The following is a 15,268-nucleotide window of genomic DNA, read 5'->3' on the forward strand; positions in this document are numbered from 1 at the left end:
GCTCAAGGCCTCCTCAGCTTATAGGTCTGGCTGCAATGTGCAAGCCGATCGTATTCTGGATTTCACTGCACTTCTGCTCAGCCTGCTCTGCATCGTCCCCTCCAACCATCACTCGGCCAATCCAGTCAAAATTAGATCTCGGAAAGGACACCTCGCGCCCGGCAGCAATGAAATGCGATCGCAGAATGTCCGCACGCCCCTCTAATTCCTTAAGCCCCGTAACCTCGATCAGCCTGCCGTCAACCGGCGAACAGAATTCCCGTGAAGCAGCACCGCGTGAGACGCTCGGCGTCAACTCCGGGGCCTCCCCCATATGCATACGAAGCACTTCACGCGGCAGGTCAATGCCGGTTGCGTATTTAATCATCTCCGGAACAGGCCCGCCTACCATCCGCGGATTAAATTCAATAATCTTGGGACCTTCAGGAGTGAGAGCAACCTCTGTATGTGTGGGGCCAAAGTCAACCCCAAGCGCATGCAGTCCCCGGCGGACCACCTCCACGATCTCCGCCTCATGGCTTAACCGAACCGGAAAGCTGGCGCCAGTCTCTACAAAATAGGGAAATCCAACCAGACGGCGGTCCGTAATCCCGATCAGGTGATCCTGCCCTTGATAAGTGACCATCTCCACACTGACCAGAGGTCCGGCTGCATATTCCTCAATGAGCACATCCGTACTTCCATAGAGATTACGCCCAAAATTCCGGTTGTTCACATAGCTGTCGTAAGCCTGCCGCAGCTCTCGCTCATTGTTGACAAAGACCACCCCGATACTCATAGCCCCGTCACACGGCTTAACGATACAGGGATAACCCATGGAATGGGCGTGCCGGCAAGCTTCCTCTATACTGCCTGCGAGCAGTGAACGGGGAACCGGAACGCCGCTCTGAACGCAGATTTCTCTGGATTTATATTTATTCCGGGCATTCTTGGCCGCCAGCGGCTGCATGGTCGGCACACCAATCGCATGCGCAGCAGCCGTTGCCTGAACCACGTAGAATTCCGCAAAAGACATCACTCCGGTCAAAGGGTTCGCTTGATGGTACGCTTTGACAAAGTCAACCACAGCTTCTTCATTAAAGGTGTCCACTTCATGAATGTAATCTACCAACCGGAGCGGGTGGGACTCCAGCGGCTGGCCCTTCAGGTAATGCTGAATATTCTGGGTCAGCAACGTTACGGTGTACCCCATCTCCTGGCAGGCCTGGATACCTGCGATAGACTCATTGCTCTCAACTAGTAACAGGTGCTTCATTGGTTGTATCCTCCTTATAGGCGGGCAGAATTTGCACTTCTTGCTCCAGATACCGCAGCAGCTGTGACAGCCTGGCTTGCAGCGATGCCGAATTCTCGCCTACGATGATTACGGTCATCACGGCATCCACGCTGGAATGAGCCGCGTCCAGCTGTTCGCCTGCTCTGACACGGGGAACATATTCCGCCACCCATTCAAAGGGCAGCGTCTGCGGAATGGTCTCTACCGTTCCCGGGCGTTTCGGCATTAGATATACCCCCGCTACCTGTGACGGCCTTGGCACCGGCAGCTTCAGCGGCAGTCCGCATTGCCCCCGGACCCACTCCCGGTTCAGATCAACGTCATACATGGCGCTGATTGACTCACTGATCCGCCCGCCTGCGGTCCGGCTGGCAATTTCACAGAATACCCATTCATCCTCCGGGGTATGGAACATTTCACAATGAAAGGTTGAGACTCCCGGTGAGGGCAAGGCTTCAATGACCTGCTGAACTTCATGAACCAGCCGCTCATACACCGCGCAGCCGGGGCTGAGCAATTCCACGAAGCAATCCTGCTGGAGTATCTCCAGCGGCTTGCAGGAATATTTGCCGACAGAAGCGAAACGGATCTCCTGGCCCATCATCAGCCCATCGATCTCATACATTTCTCCCTCTACGTAGGCTTCAACCATTAAGCCGCTGCCGAGGCCGCGTTCCCATACATCGTTCAATTGCTCCCGGGTCCGTATAATGTCCGTATTCATGGAGCCCATGCCGTCCACCGGTTTAACCACAACCGGCAAGCCGTGCTCCAGCACAAAATCATACAAGTGAAGCGGTGAAGCCAGTCTGCGGAATGCCGGGCAGGATACCTGCGGGCTGACTAAGCTTTTCATCACCGCCTTATCCCTGTAAGCCACTGCACTCTCCAGCTGTTGACCAGGCAGGTGCAGCCGTTCACGCAGCCGGGCCGCACGAATCAGATCACTCTCATCGAGAGCGATGATCAGACGGTAAGGATGTTCCTCATACAATCGTAACGCATCGATCTCTACCCGGTCATTGCTCACCCAGTTGTCGAACACTTGCACAAGGGCAAAGGGTTCCGTTATCTCACCATATGCCGGCGAAGTATACAGGTATACTTCTTCATCCAGATCCTCCAGCCAGGTCAGATAAGGAGCGAAGGCCCGCCTCCTCTGATTCAGAATTAATACCGCCATAGTTTCTCCTCCTCCTTGTGATGAACAGGTGACCGGTTTAGCATTACGTAAAGTACAAGAGACAGTCCAGACAGAAGAGCCAGGGACAACCAGAAATAGGACAGCTTTCCGTAGATGCTCCACATATGTATGAATTGCAGCCCGGTATATACACCGATTCCTTCTCCAAGGGCTGTGGACAATCCGATGACACTGAAATATGTGATACGCAGATCCGGGTGGGCAGCGTTAGAGACATACGCATCTATCGTAGGGATGAATAATATTTCTGCAAGGGTGAACAACGCGACGAATACGTAGTAGCCCCAGATCGAACCGATGATCGCATTCATTGAGAAAGAAACACTAAATAGCAGAAACGCCAGCATCAGCCGGTATCCCTCACGCTGGCCTGACAACGCGGTATTCATCCAGCGCCCGACCGGAATCTGCAGCGCCACCACGAGGATTCCGTTCAGCATCAGCAGACTTCCCAGCCTTTCCGGAGCGTTATAATAAGTGCCGATTAAATAAGGAAAGGAATTGAACAATTGGGTGAAGAAGAAGCAGCCGATCATATTGAACAGCAGCACTTTACGGAAGCTTTTATCGAGCAGAACGGTCTGATATCCTTTCCAGAAGCTTACCGGCTTCCGCTCCCGGCCCATCAGACTACACCCGGGCGGGAAGATATTGAGCAGGATGGCACCTAACACATAAAACCCTCCAACGAAGGTCAACGTGAAGCTTTTCAAGGAGCTAGTCAGCAGAAAGGAGCCGATTAAGGGCCCGGCAATGGCTGCACCGTTCGTATACATATTGGAATTCGCAAAATAAAACAGGGCATTGCCATCCTTACTCCCCACGAAGGATAAAGAAGCCTTCGAGGATAAGCCTCGGACAGAGTAGCCGATCCCGGCAATGATAAGCTGTATAGTAATCAACACCGGAGACTGCCAGAAATCTACCATAGCGATGGAGACCCCTGTTAGCAGGCAGCCGAACCACATGCATTTGAACGGGTCCATGTTGTCCAGCAGGGGTCCGGTAAGGAATCTCGCACTGCGGTAAGACACCGTGAAGATCATGGTAACTACAGCGGTAACCGACAGCGGCAGTCCTTTGACCTGAGACAGATAGACCGTTAATATCGCCGTCATAGCGTAGAAGCCAAGATGGGTAACCAGTGTGTTCAGACAAATGGCAAACACCGGCCGGGGCACCTTTAAGTTTCGGAAAAGATTCATGTGACTGCCTTCCTTGCCGCCAGATCAGCAGCCATACGTCCGATTAATTCCTCTGGCGAATGATGCTGCAGGAATCCGCACACTTTAGCAGGCTGCCCGCACAGATAACAGCGGCGTGAAGGAGCCCCCAGCTCATGCCTGCCCATTGCTTTTCCCGATGAATCATAAATATCCATATCCCAATAAGCGCTAAGCGGATGCTCCCCTTCAAAGGACAGACAGAATAGCTTCAATGCCGCCGCATCCGCAGATACCTGAAGATAAGCAACCGGACCAAGCGCCAGCCCGATCCGCTCCAGCGCAAGAATCTTATAAGCTGCAACCGCCAGAGCTTCCTGTAAAGCCTCCATACAGAGCTCGAATAGTTCATAGGCAACAGCCAGCCTCTTATCCGGCCCCGGAATATTCATCATAATCTGGATCAGCGAGCCTGCTGCCGGATACCTGGCCTCTCTTAGCTCATGGAGGCGCTCCCGGTCGCGAAGGATGGCTGATACAGCGGAATCGTTCGCCACACTCTTTCCTCCCCCTGATTCTCAGTCCACAAATGCAAAGCAAGCGTCATCGCCAGCAGATCGGCTGATCCGCCGGGAGATAAGGAACGGAGACGAAAATCCTCCTCCATGGTGCGGATATAGGCTCTGCCTTCAGAGGTGAACAGACTCCCCCGGTCCAACGCCGCTAATGCACTCGCCTGAGTATAGTCAATCCTTGTCCTGTCGAACTTGCGGTTCAGCAGCGTGGTATCCTGTACCACAGCCATCAATGATAGCAAGCAGTGGATCAGCGCCGTCCGCAAATCTGCTCCTTGTTGAAGCGCCTCCCGCAAGGCAGGCAAGCCCTGCTGAAGAATGGACGGAAATCCGTCTATAACCTCGCCCCGTATGCCTCTAATCCCCCACTCCCTGTAGGCGCGTCCGCCCGTGCTTGCACTGTGCGTCTCCTCCAGAATGTCCGCCAATTGTGCCCGCAGCGGATACTCAGCCAGCCTTCCAGCCAAGCGGCATATCTCCTGCGGTTCTACTGCACTGGATGGACTTTGACTCGTCATTCCGGCAGCCGCGCATAGAATCAGTCCCAGGAAGATCGTTCCTTTATGGGTATTCACTCCCCCGGTAGCCCTTAGCATGTCAGCCTCGGCCCGCCGCCCGGTCTTCTGGAGCATCCTGAACAAATCCTCCCTGCCGGTTCGGCCCCCGGATTGTTCTATGCCCAGGCGCGCAGCTTCCTGGTAATACGGCTGAATGCGGAGTGCGCTTCTCAGAAAAGTGTAAATATCCATATCCCCGTGACATCCGTTGCTGACCGCCGATACCAATCCGGGGGAAGGCCAGCTCACAGCCTCGGCCAGAACACTATAGACAAGCGTTTCGGCAATCCAGACCGATGCTGCTTGGCCGGAAGCAGTCACTTTACGCTCTCCGGGATAGCCGCAGGCCAGTGTTCACTCTGTAGACCGTACTGCTGAAGGAAGCTCCATACTACCCGTTCCAGGCCAAGTCCGATGCAGCCCGACCATGTCTCAGCGTTGTCCCTCAGTCTAAAGTTAAAGGTCTTTGCAAAAAAATCGCCGTGCGTGTCATAGGAAGCAATCGAAATCGTGTCGTTTTTATACGGGATATCCGCACGAACCTCGTATTTGACATGTTTGGGCACTTTGAAATTCTGCTTCACCTTACCCGGCAGGAAGAATGGATCATTGGCTAAGACACACCCGCCTTTCAGCCCTACCGCTTCCATCCACTCCACGGTCCACTCTAATGTCAAGTCACGCATCCGGGTGACGTATTCGGGAGTACCCAGAAATACGAATTCCCGCATGGTGAAATTCAACAACCGTTCCAGCAGATATACACGTTTGCCCTCATTGCGGAAAGACTGGCCTTTGAGTACAAAAGCGGTATTGTCCTCAAACACCTGATCCTCCATTTCCATATAGACTTTATAGCAGGGGGCAGATTGCAGAATATAGGGAGGCGTCTCCAGATAAGGGCCGCAGTCCTGCGGCAGCTTCCCGTTATTCGCGGATACATCTGCAGCGAAGGATTTCATTGTCTCATGATCATGGCTTAAATGGGTGGCCAGCAGCAAATGCATTGGTGCGCTATGGAAGTAATTCATCTTCTCGGCGAACGAAGCAGGCAACAAGACCGAATACTGCCGCTGCTGACAATCCCCAATTCTCCGGCCGACATAATCCACATAACTCTGGTCAAAATACTCCAGCAGAGTGATGATCGGACGATGGTACGCCAGCTCCTGATTCTTCAATAAAGTCAGCCATCTCTGCTCCAGCAGGTCATCCGAGATATTCCGCTGATTGCCCGGCGTGCAGCAGGAGCACAGCTTCTCCAGCGGCGGCTCATGCAGCTCCACCATATTCAGCTCAGGCTCCAGTATTTCAGCGGATGATGCGGATGCCTCATCATGCTCCGGGGTGAAACGCTCCAGGAAAATAGCAACCTCCCGCTCAATCTGCTCCCTGGGATAAGACGATAGATAGGTGACGCTGATCCGCTTCCCTTGAATCGGGTCGACCTGCACCTTATGGGCAGATACATTTTGCAGGAACATATGGGTGAACACAGGGATTTGCAGCTTATTTAGAGTCACAGGCTCAGGCAATTCCAATCGGTATGTTGTGAACATAACAGCCTCCTACGCTATTGAAATTCCGTATATGTCTTGGACGACGGCAACCTGGTCCGGATGGATTACGGAACGCCCCGTGAAGCCGTATTCCCTGGAGAGCAGACAATCCTCGCGGAACCCCTCCAGATCACGATAAGCCATGTAAGTGGTGTCAAAGCATTGAAGGCCCACACTGCGGCAGTATTCCCCCAGCTTCTGCTTGGCCTTCCGGACCTCCAGGGCCGGGTCCCCAAGCCCCTTAGCCACACAGTCATTGAAATAATCTGTTCCTCCAAAGGTAAAAGCATAAATATTCCGGCTGGCCTGATGAATCTCTCCGAGATTGGCAATAGCCTCACAGCATTCAATCATGACTTCATAGCTGGGTGAATAGTTCAAGCTACGCTGGTGTATAACATCCTGCACCTTGCGTTCCACTTGCCGTAAATCCTCAGCCGTCCGGACCATGGGCAGCCGGATTCGGGCAGGGCGCTCTGGCACAAGCTCTTCCAAATCCTGCTCCCAGTGAGGGGTATGAACACTATTCACGCGGACAATGAGCGTATGCTCCGAGTCGCTGCTGAATTCCTGAAGGGCATTCTTGACCACGTATCTTGCTTCAAGCTTCTTCTCCTCCGGCGTACCGTCTTCCAGACAGAGAATAATATTCATAGGATAGAAGGTCATAGCGTACTCTATGTAATTCGGTTTGTATCCCGGAACATAGAAATAGACTAAGGGTTCGGCAGCTACACTCATCCTGTTACACCTTCCCGCTGATTAACCGTGTTCAGAGAGTAGGCCAAGGCTTCGCAGCGGCTGCGGATGACCCACTCATTGGCTCCATTGAACCAGATCTGGGGGGACAGATCCGCCAAGCCATACTGCTTCAGAATGGGAACAACATATTCATAGACTTGGCGGTCCGTAAGCTCCGGCACCATATTCATGCATTGCATTGCAGCGTGGCCTTCTTCGATGACAATTTTAATATCGCTAGATTCTATCGATCCGGCACTGACATTCATTAAGAACCGACCTCCAATGAGTAATATAGAGCCTCCAGCAGAAAATAATCGCCCCAGATCTGGGACTCTCCTGCGGCTTGAACGACATGCAGCGGCGTGCTGGCATGCACCAGCAGTCCCTCATGCTCCGGACCCGGGGGCGCATACTCCGCAGAAATCAGAACATCGAGCACCCTCTCTGCTTCTTGCCGGAACTGCTGGCGTAAGGGATCATCAGGGCTTAAGGCTGCGGCAAACTGGTAGAATGCAGAGCAAGCGATCGCAGCAGCCGAAGCATCCCTCATAGCCGTCTCCTGATGGGACAGCATCAGATCCCAGGCCGGAACACCATCCGAACAGACATGGGCTAAGTAGAAGGCAGAGAGCTGCTCAACCTTTGTCCTCCACTCCTCTTCATGACCCAGCACATACATTTGAACTGCTCCATAGAGTGCCCATGTGTGGCCTCTGGCCCACACCGATGCTGAGCTGAATTTGGCGTTCTTGTTGTAGGGCTGCTCCGGGGCTCCCGTAAGTGAGTCCATTCTCATATATTCGTAAGTGAAGCCGTCTTCCCTCATCAGCGCAGCACTTGTAATCTGTGCTGATTCGATGGCAGCGGCGCGATAGCGCTCCTCACCGGTTATCCGATAGGCCCATAGCCACAACCGGATGTTCATCATACTGTCGACGCCTGCATAGCGCTTCCCCTCGGGCAGCCAATTGCATTCCAGATAACCGCCCGGGAGACGCGAATCAAAGAGGCTGTCAGCAGCTTCAAGCGCAATCGTTCTGTATGCTTCCTTACCGGTCAGATCGTACCCGAACGCATAAGAATAATAGAACAGGAAGCCAATATCCTGATAATCCCCCTGATTCTTATAAGTCTCAATCCCGCCTATCCAGCGGTCAGCTTCCTCAATATAAAGAGTATCGCCGGTCAACTGATAGAGCTGGTAGAGGAGTCCAATGAAGAATCCGGAGGACCACTTATCCTCCAGCATATATCTTCCGTTGTTCGTAACATAAGGAAGCCTAATCTCACCGGAGGATGGCATAGAAGCAAGCTTGTCAAGCTGCCTGCGGGTCTGTCTGACGGCACGGTCAATCACCTCATTACGTAAGGAAACGGTAATCTCCAGCACCCCCGATCATATTTTCACAGCGCTTTTACCCAGTTCAATTCCAATCTGCTCCAGCCATTCATCCGAAAAAATAGTATTGTAGTACCGGTCTCCGCGATCTGGAAGAATCGCAAGCACTTTGTCCCCGCCAGTCAGGCGGCGGGCAAGCTTCAGGGCCGCGAACACCGCTGCACCTGCGGAGCCGCCGACCAGCAGCCCTTCTTCCTTAACCAGCCTGCGGGTGGTGGAGAAGGCCTCTGCATCCGAGACATGCGTAATCTCGTCATACAGCTCTCTTCGCACATTGCCCGGTACTATAGCTGAACCAATGCCAATCTGATGTCTGACACCCGGCGGCTTCCCGAAGGTAACCGAGCCGGCAGCATCAACAGCCATAATTTTTATGTGCGGGATATGTTCTTTCAGCCCCAGGCTGCACCCGGTAATGAGACCGCAGGTGCCTGACGGTATCACTGCCCACTGAAGCTCATTACCGAACGCCTCATAGATTTCAAGCGCGGTCGTTTGTCTGTGTGCCTCAGGATTACTCGGGTTATTATACTGATTAGGCCAAAATGCTCCCAGTTGCTTGACGAGCTCCTGTACCTTGTCCAGGCGGGCTCTAAGATAGTTGCCATACTCATCAGCCTGATCAACCATTACCGTCTCCGCACCATAGGCCTGGATAATACTGAGATTGACCAGACTGATCTTGGGATCGACCACACAGATCAGCTTGTACCCCTTTTGCCGTGCCACAAGCGCCAGTCCGATGGCCAGATTCCCGGAGGAGGATTCAACAATCGTGCCGCCGGGCTTCAGTTGTCCCGCTGCCTCCGCTTGGCTGATAATGTAGAGCGCCGTGCGGTCCTTCATGCTGCCGCCGGGATTAAGCCCCTCCAGCTTGATGAATACCTGCGCCCCATACGGGTCCGGAAGATAATTCAGTTTAACAATAGGCGTGTTCCCAATTAATTGCAGCACATTGTCGTAGATCAAACCTATCACCTCCCAAGGCATATTCTCATAGATTTTTCTATAAAAAGTAAAATAAATACATTTGCATCATACACTTCTATCCTAATAAATGTAAATATATTAAAAATTTTTATCACTTTGATTCAAAACTTCTATAAAAATCCATCACCTTGTATTTTCTATTAGTGAACATTTCGCAACGACTTCCCTCTAAAGCGTTTGCCCGGACGGGTTCCCGTTTAATGAATGGGAAGATTTGAACCAGAGGAGGCGACTGACTTGGCGAAGAAGCAGGACAAGCTGTGGCATGCCATGGACAGCCAGCGTACGCTGGAAGCATTGGAGACAAGCAGGGAACAGGGATTGAGCGGCAGCGAGGCAACCGCGCGGCTGAACCGCTATGGAAGGAATGAGCTGCCGGAAGGTAAAAAATCGCCGGCGGCCCTTAAATTTGTAAAGCATTTCAATGATGTGCTGATCTACATTTTGCTGGTTGCTGCCGTCATTATGGCCCTGCTCGGCCATTGGACCGATACCATCGTCATCATTATCGTAGTCATCGTCAACGCGGCCATCGGTTTCGTGCAGGAACACCGGGCCGAGCAAGCGCTGGAGGGCATCAAGAATATGCTGTCCCCGGAAGCTCAGGTACTGCGGGACAGCAGCCCGGCGGCCATCGAAGCGGCAGAGCTGGTGCCGGGCGATATCGTGCTGCTGAATCCAGGCGACCGAATCCCGGCAGATCTCAGGCTGCTCAGCAGCAGCAATCTGAAGGTCGAGGAATCGGCGCTGACCGGCGAATCTACCTCGGTGGAGAAGCAGACGGAAGCGCTGGAGGAGGACTGTCCGCTTGGTGACCGGACCAACATGGTTTTCTCGGGCACAACCGTTGCTTCCGGGACAGGAATTGGAGTAGCGGTGGCAACCGGCGGCAAGACGGAGCTCGGGAAAATTAACCAGTCCATCGCCTCCGTGGAGGAGATCCGCACCCCGCTTTTGCAACAGACCGCCCGTTTCGGCAAAATGGTGTCGGTTGTTATCGTAGCTGTGGCCGCCTTGATGTTCGGCTTCGGCTACGGGCTGCGCGACTATGAGACCGGAGAGCTGCTGCTGTCGGTCATCGGACTGGCTGTAGCGGCCATCCCCGAAGGCTTACCGGCCATTCTGTCCATTATATTAGCGATCGGTGTGCAGAATATGGCACGGAGAAAGGCCATCGTCCGCAATCTGCCTTCTGTAGAGACGCTGGGCGCGGTCTCCGTCATCTGCTCGGATAAAACGGGAACGCTGACCAAAAACGAAATGACCGTCACCTCTGTAGTAACGTCCATGCATGAATACGGGGTTACGGGAACCGGATACGCGCCTGAAGGTGAAATTATACGGGATGAAGACAAGGAGGCCGATCCAGAGCAGGACCGGACGCTGAAGCATCTGCTGATATGCGGGGTGACCTGCAACGATTCTGTGCTGACGGAAGAACAAGGGGAGTGGAAGCTTCAAGGCGATCCTACAGAAGGCTGCCTGCTGACGCTTGCGGGCTAGGCCCAATCTGAAGTTACTGAACTGAAGACGCGCTCCAAGCTCCCGTTCGACTCCGAATACAAATACATGGCGGTCCTGAGCGAATACGAGGGACGTTCAGTCATTTATGTCAAAGGTGCGCCGGACCGTCTGTTTGAAATGGCGGACCGGCAGGCGGACGACGAAGCCGAGACTCCGTTCGATGCTGATTTCTGGTACGGCCAGATGCAGGCCCATGCCCGCAAGGGACAAAGGGTCATCGGACTGGCGATGAAGGAGCTGCCGGAGGACTCCTCCCCTGAGCAGATAGACCATGATGATCTGAAGGAAGGACTGGTGCTGCTGGGGCTGGCAGGGATCGTCGATCCGCCGCGTGATGAAGTGGTGGATGCGATCCGCGAGTGCCAGAACGTCGGGATCGAGGTCAAGATGATTACAGGCGACCATAAAGAGACAGCGATGGCCATCGGTGAACAGCTGGGCATCGGCGATGGGAAGCATTCGATTGAAGGCCGGGAGCTGGACAACCTGTCTGCGGAAGAGTTGAAGGAAGCTGCACAGAAGTATTCCATCTTCGCCCGCACCAGTCCGCAGAACAAGCTCCAGCTGGTCGAAGCGCTTCAGAGCAGCGGCAGCATTTGTGCCATGACCGGTGACGGGGTCAATGATGCCCCGGCACTCAAGCGGGCAGATGTAGGCGTAGCCATGGGCATCAAAGGCACCGAAGTATCCAAGGACGCCTCGGAAATGGTTCTGGCCGACGATAATTTCAGCACCATCGTCAAGGCCGTCAAGGAAGGCCGGCGTGTGTACGACAATTTGAAGAAAACCATCCTGTTCATTTTGCCGACCAACGGTGCAGAAAGCTTCCTGATCATGGCGAGCATCCTGCTGGGCACGATGATTCCACTGACACCGATCCAGATTCTGTGGGTCAATATGGTCAGCTCGGTCACGGTCTCCCTGGCACTGGCGTTTGAGCGGATTGAGCCCGGAGCGATGAAGCGGCCCCCGCGCAATCCGGCGGCCCCCCTGCTCAGCGGCTATTATATCTTCCGCATTCTGTTCGTATCCGTATTGCTCGGCGGGGGAACCCTGGCCATGAACATGTCCATGCTCAGCAATGGATATGAACAGGCTGTCGTCAATACAGTGACCATGCAGACCATCGTCCTGGCGCAAATGTTCCATCTCTTCAACTGCCGCACCGAGCTGGGACCGGCAATCCGCAAGGGATTTTTCGACAATAAAGCGGTCTTCGTCGTATCCGGCCTGCTGGTCGTACTCCAGCTGTCCATCACCTACCTGCCGTTCATGAACCGGGTGTTCGGCACAGTGCCGATCGGCCTGTCCTACTGGTCCTTCCCGCTCATCATGGGAGCCGCGCTGTTCGTAATTATTGAGCTTGAAAAGGCGGTTACGCGCGGAATTATCCGCCGCCGACGCCAGTGGGAATGGTGACCGTTCGGCTGCTGCTTGAGTAGAATAGATACTGTTCTTCCTTTCTATATAGCATCAGTAACAATACTTCTGTAATACCGGATGGTCACCACGGTAAACATCAGATAGATGACGATATATGCAGCCATGCTGATGAGGATGGGGGTGAGCATACTTGCGGCGATGAGGACCGAGCCGACGTTAAGCGCAAACGCAGCATGAATTAACCCGATCCCCAGAGGAATTAAATAGACAAAAAGCTGTTTGCGGATGATGCCTTTCATGATGTCGCCGACTTGAAATCCAAGCTGCCGCAGGGTGCGGTAATGGGCTTTCTCTTGTTCAGCCTCGGTCATTTGCTTGAAGTATAGGATACTTCCCGTGGACAATATAAACACAAATCCCAGGAATCCGGCAATAAAAATGAGCAGCCCGAAGGTCTGGCGCGATCCCTCATAGGCGGATTGGAAGTCCGTGAGATACCGGTCACTGTCCACATTCGACAGGAAGATGTCAGAAGCAGCCCCTGCTTGCTCAGGGTCCAGCACATTAAAGACCTCATAGGTCAGGAATTCTTTGTACTCCTCCTTCTGAATACTATCTCTCATTCGCTCGAACGTATCACCCGAGACCAGCAATTGATCCCCATAGAAAATGTAATTCATCACGTTCGCAAGCTTATACCTGGAGACGGACAGGCGGTCTGCTTGATCGCTTGATTCATACAGCACCTCTTGGGGAGAGACAATCTCCCTTCCTTCTATCACCGCCCGTGAACTATAATAGATGCCTTCACCATCCTGGGGATGCTCCAGATCTAACCCAGCCTGCGCCATCTGCTCTGCGGAGAATAGCAAAAACGTGCTGTCCATCTCATCTGCTGTTGAACCCTGATCCACCCATACGCCATGAAACCGGATGGCCTCGACTTGATGGCGGTCGAATGCAATCTGCTCCTCTTCTAACCGGCTGGATATCTTAGCGGCTTCCTCAGGCATATTCTCCACGGCAAAGTCAAAGGGCATCGACAATCTCACATCGCTCCGCGTGGAATAATATAAGGAATAGGACAGGGACACCATCGTAATTGTCATCGCAGACAACACGGTAATTAAGGTTAGGGAATTGGCGTGACCCTTGATTCTGTGCATTAACGGGGCGACCGACAGGCTGTTATACAAGCCCAGATTTCCGTTCCTCCTGTTCCGGTATACATTGAGAATCCAGCTTATGGTCGTATGGAAAATCAGATAGGTTCCCAGTATCGTACTTGCGAGCACGAGCAACATCAGGAACATCAGTATATCGGTGTTGGTAACAATTAATGTAGACAGATAATAGCCACACCCGATCAACCCTAATCCGGCTATTCCCAACATGCCTGAGATGATGCTTGGACGTTTGACCGGGGAATCCTGCCTATGATTAGCCTGGAACAATTGCAGTAGCGTACTGCGGTATACCGTCCATATGATCTGTACCGAGGTGACCACAATTAAGCAGGTAAACACAGCAAGGGTCTGGAGGGCAGCCGTGCCGGAGAACGTTAAGCCAATCACCGCTTCAAGCCCTAACAGGTTCATGAACAGCAGCTGGAAGAGCCGTGAGAGCAGCGCCCCGACCCCCATGCCAATCAGCAGTGCACCCAGACCCAGCATAGCGTGCTCCAGGATCAACACCCGGGCAACCCAGGCTTTGGATAAGCCGATTAACTGATACAATCCGATCTCTTGACTGCGTCTTCGGATGAAGATGCCCGTAGCGTACATGGTAAACACAATGGTGATTACAACGAGCAATATTCCGGCAACTTGTAAGGTTGTGGAGAAGTCCATACTGGATTTCACCATCGTTACAATCGTCTGATCATTCTGCAGAGTCGAAAAGATAAAATACAAGCTGATGCTGAAAATCATCGCAAAAAAGTAGAGGTAGTACATCTTGAGGTTCTTGCGCATACTGCGAATGACTAATTTTCGTAGAGTCATTGCTGGCTGCCTCCTCCGAGTACGGCCTGCATATCGAGAATGTCCTTGAAGAAGGCTTCCCTCGTCTTGTCACCCTTGTACAATTCCGCGAACACTTTACCATCCTTGAGGAAAATGACACGGCTGCAATAGCTGGAGGCGAGCGGGTCATGCGTAACCATCACAATGGTGACCTGCCGGGTCTGGTTAATCTCATGCAGATTCCCCAGCAGGTTAGAAGCAGCTTTGGAATCAAGAGCTCCGGTAGGCTCATCCGCAAAAACAAGCGAAGGCGAGTGAATTAACGCCCGTGCCGCAGAGGTACGCTGTTTTTGGCCGCCTGAGATTTCAGCAGGGTACTTGCCCGCCAAATCCATAATATCCAGAATCCCGGCAATGGCATTAAACTCCGCCTCGGCCTGACTATTGCTTATACGGGTTAACGACACCGGCAGCAGGATATTCTCTTTGACCGTTAAGGTATCGAGCAGATTGTAATCCTGAAAGATAAAACCCAGGTGCTTACGGCGGATGTCGGAAAGCTGGCTATCCTTCATTTTGGAAATCTCGTATTCTTGTATAAAAATCTGCCCCGCTGTGGCACGGTCAATCGTAGCTAAGGTATTAAGCAGAGTGGTCTTGCCGGAGCCTGAAGGCCCCATGATTCCCACAAACTCCCCCTCCAACACCCGCAGGTCGATCCCCTGTAACACCTGCTGGGCATTTCCTTTGGCACCATAAGATTTATGCAAGCCTTCAGCCAATAAAACAGTCTTCGTTGCGCTCTGATGTTTCATCTGAGCCCCTCCCATCCGGTTGTTCTATACACAGTGTAAAGGGTTCTACGGCCCCGGGTCGCAAGCTTTAGGTGATAAAAAGAGGCCTAATGTGATATTTTTGTCACCTTCACGT

The 15,268-nt window shown here is 52.9% G+C and carries 14 protein-coding genes; 2 read left to right on the forward strand and 12 right to left on the reverse strand.

Annotated elements, in window-relative coordinates; all coding sequences use genetic code 11:
* Nucleotides 1-13: 13 nt before the first annotated feature.
* The 10 genes from MKY64_RS19530 to sbnA are packed head-to-tail and all read right to left on the reverse strand — an operon-like array spanning nt 14 to nt 9,446.
* Nucleotides 14-1,255 carry an ATP-grasp domain-containing protein gene (locus MKY64_RS19530; RefSeq protein ID WP_340955176.1) on the reverse strand — a complete coding sequence of 414 codons (1,242 nt, stop codon included), beginning with the start codon at nt 1,253-1,255 and terminating at the stop codon, nt 14-16.
* A complete protein-coding gene (locus MKY64_RS19535; protein ID WP_340955178.1) occupies nt 1,233-2,459 on the reverse strand; it encodes an ATP-grasp domain-containing protein in 1,227 nt (408 codons plus the stop codon). Before MKY64_RS19535 ends, MKY64_RS19530 begins: the two co-directional genes overlap by 23 nt.
* A complete protein-coding gene (locus MKY64_RS19540) occupies nt 2,447-3,685 on the reverse strand; it encodes an MFS transporter (protein WP_340955179.1) in 1,239 nt (412 codons plus the stop codon). Before MKY64_RS19540 ends, MKY64_RS19535 begins: the two co-directional genes overlap by 13 nt.
* The gene (citX, locus tag MKY64_RS19545) at nt 3,682-4,200 is read right to left on the reverse strand and encodes a citrate lyase holo-[acyl-carrier protein] synthase (protein ID WP_340955181.1); all 519 of its coding nucleotides are present in this window, start codon (nt 4,198-4,200) and stop codon (nt 3,682-3,684) included. The genes MKY64_RS19540 and citX overlap by 4 nt, the downstream gene beginning before the upstream one ends.
* On the reverse strand, nt 4,140-5,096 hold the full coding sequence (locus MKY64_RS19550) for a triphosphoribosyl-dephospho-CoA synthase (protein ID WP_340955183.1): 957 nt from the start codon (nt 5,094-5,096) through the stop codon (nt 4,140-4,142). The genes citX and MKY64_RS19550 overlap by 61 nt, the downstream gene beginning before the upstream one ends.
* Nucleotides 5,093-6,334: a hypothetical protein gene (locus MKY64_RS19555; RefSeq protein ID WP_339313165.1), complete on the reverse strand. Its 1,242-nt coding sequence runs from the start codon at nt 6,332-6,334 to the stop codon at nt 5,093-5,095. The genes MKY64_RS19550 and MKY64_RS19555 overlap by 4 nt, the downstream gene beginning before the upstream one ends.
* A gap of 9 nt (nt 6,335-6,343) precedes the next feature.
* Nucleotides 6,344-7,075, reverse strand: a complete 732-nt coding sequence (locus MKY64_RS19560) for an HpcH/HpaI aldolase/citrate lyase family protein (RefSeq protein ID WP_340955185.1) — start codon at nt 7,073-7,075, stop codon at nt 6,344-6,346.
* Nucleotides 7,072-7,344 (reverse strand): hypothetical protein, encoded by a 273-nt coding sequence (locus MKY64_RS19565; RefSeq protein ID WP_340955188.1) that lies wholly within the window; start codon nt 7,342-7,344, stop codon nt 7,072-7,074. The genes MKY64_RS19560 and MKY64_RS19565 overlap by 4 nt, the downstream gene beginning before the upstream one ends.
* The gene (locus tag MKY64_RS19570; protein WP_340955190.1) at nt 7,344-8,468 is read right to left on the reverse strand and encodes a glycoside hydrolase family 88 protein; all 1,125 of its coding nucleotides are present in this window, start codon (nt 8,466-8,468) and stop codon (nt 7,344-7,346) included. Before MKY64_RS19570 ends, MKY64_RS19565 begins: the two co-directional genes overlap by 1 nt.
* 6 nt (nt 8,469-8,474) lie before the next feature.
* Nucleotides 8,475-9,446 carry a 2,3-diaminopropionate biosynthesis protein SbnA gene (gene sbnA / locus MKY64_RS19575; RefSeq protein ID WP_340955192.1) on the reverse strand — a complete coding sequence of 324 codons (972 nt, stop codon included), beginning with the start codon at nt 9,444-9,446 and terminating at the stop codon, nt 8,475-8,477.
* Nucleotides 9,447-9,704: 258 nt separating this feature from the next.
* On the opposite strand from sbnA, the gene MKY64_RS19580 reads away from it, so the two are divergent.
* Together MKY64_RS19580 and MKY64_RS19585 are read left to right on the forward strand one after the other, a co-directional pair.
* Nucleotides 9,705-10,970, forward strand: a complete 1,266-nt coding sequence (locus MKY64_RS19580; protein WP_340955194.1) for a cation-translocating P-type ATPase — start codon at nt 9,705-9,707, stop codon at nt 10,968-10,970.
* A 21-nt stretch (nt 10,971-10,991) separates the two neighbouring features.
* Nucleotides 10,992-12,410 carry an HAD-IC family P-type ATPase gene (locus tag MKY64_RS19585; RefSeq protein ID WP_340958135.1) on the forward strand — a complete coding sequence of 473 codons (1,419 nt, stop codon included), beginning with the start codon at nt 10,992-10,994 and terminating at the stop codon, nt 12,408-12,410.
* Between the two features lie 44 nt (nt 12,411-12,454).
* Here the strand turns inward: MKY64_RS19585 and MKY64_RS19590 are convergent, their stop codons facing one another.
* Both MKY64_RS19590 and MKY64_RS19595 read right to left on the reverse strand, forming a co-directional pair.
* Entirely contained in the window at nt 12,455-14,377 is a 1,923-nt protein-coding gene (locus MKY64_RS19590; protein WP_340955195.1) for an FtsX-like permease family protein, read from the reverse strand.
* Nucleotides 14,374-15,153 carry an ABC transporter ATP-binding protein gene (locus MKY64_RS19595; protein WP_340955196.1) on the reverse strand — a complete coding sequence of 260 codons (780 nt, stop codon included), beginning with the start codon at nt 15,151-15,153 and terminating at the stop codon, nt 14,374-14,376. Before MKY64_RS19595 ends, MKY64_RS19590 begins: the two co-directional genes overlap by 4 nt.
* Nucleotides 15,154-15,268 lie beyond the last annotated feature (115 nt).

It is taken from the genome of Paenibacillus sp. FSL R7-0210 (genome assembly GCF_038009085.1).
GTDB classification, from domain to species: domain Bacteria; phylum Bacillota; class Bacilli; order Paenibacillales; family Paenibacillaceae; genus Paenibacillus_AQ; species Paenibacillus_AQ silagei.

What these genes read in the sequence shown, in the direction of transcription:
- MKY64_RS19595 (WP_340955196.1), bottom strand. Translation starts at nt 15,153, where the DNA reads ATGAAACATCAGAGCGCAACGAAGACTGTTTTATTGGCTGAAGGCTTG.
- MKY64_RS19535 (WP_340955178.1), bottom strand. Translation starts at nt 2,459, where the DNA reads ATGGCGGTATTAATTCTGAATCAGAGGAGGCGGGCCTTCGCTCCTTAT.
- MKY64_RS19590 (WP_340955195.1), bottom strand. Translation starts at nt 14,377, where the DNA reads ATGACTCTACGAAAATTAGTCATTCGCAGTATGCGCAAGAACCTCAAG.
- MKY64_RS19540 (WP_340955179.1), bottom strand. Translation starts at nt 3,685, where the DNA reads ATGAATCTTTTCCGAAACTTAAAGGTGCCCCGGCCGGTGTTTGCCATT.
- MKY64_RS19555 (WP_339313165.1), bottom strand. Translation starts at nt 6,334, where the DNA reads ATGTTCACAACATACCGATTGGAATTGCCTGAGCCTGTGACTCTAAAT.
- MKY64_RS19560 (WP_340955185.1), bottom strand. Translation starts at nt 7,075, where the DNA reads ATGAGTGTAGCTGCCGAACCCTTAGTCTATTTCTATGTTCCGGGATAC.
- MKY64_RS19530 (WP_340955176.1), bottom strand. Translation starts at nt 1,255, where the DNA reads ATGAAGCACCTGTTACTAGTTGAGAGCAATGAGTCTATCGCAGGTATC.
- MKY64_RS19565 (WP_340955188.1), bottom strand. Translation starts at nt 7,344, where the DNA reads ATGAATGTCAGTGCCGGATCGATAGAATCTAGCGATATTAAAATTGTC.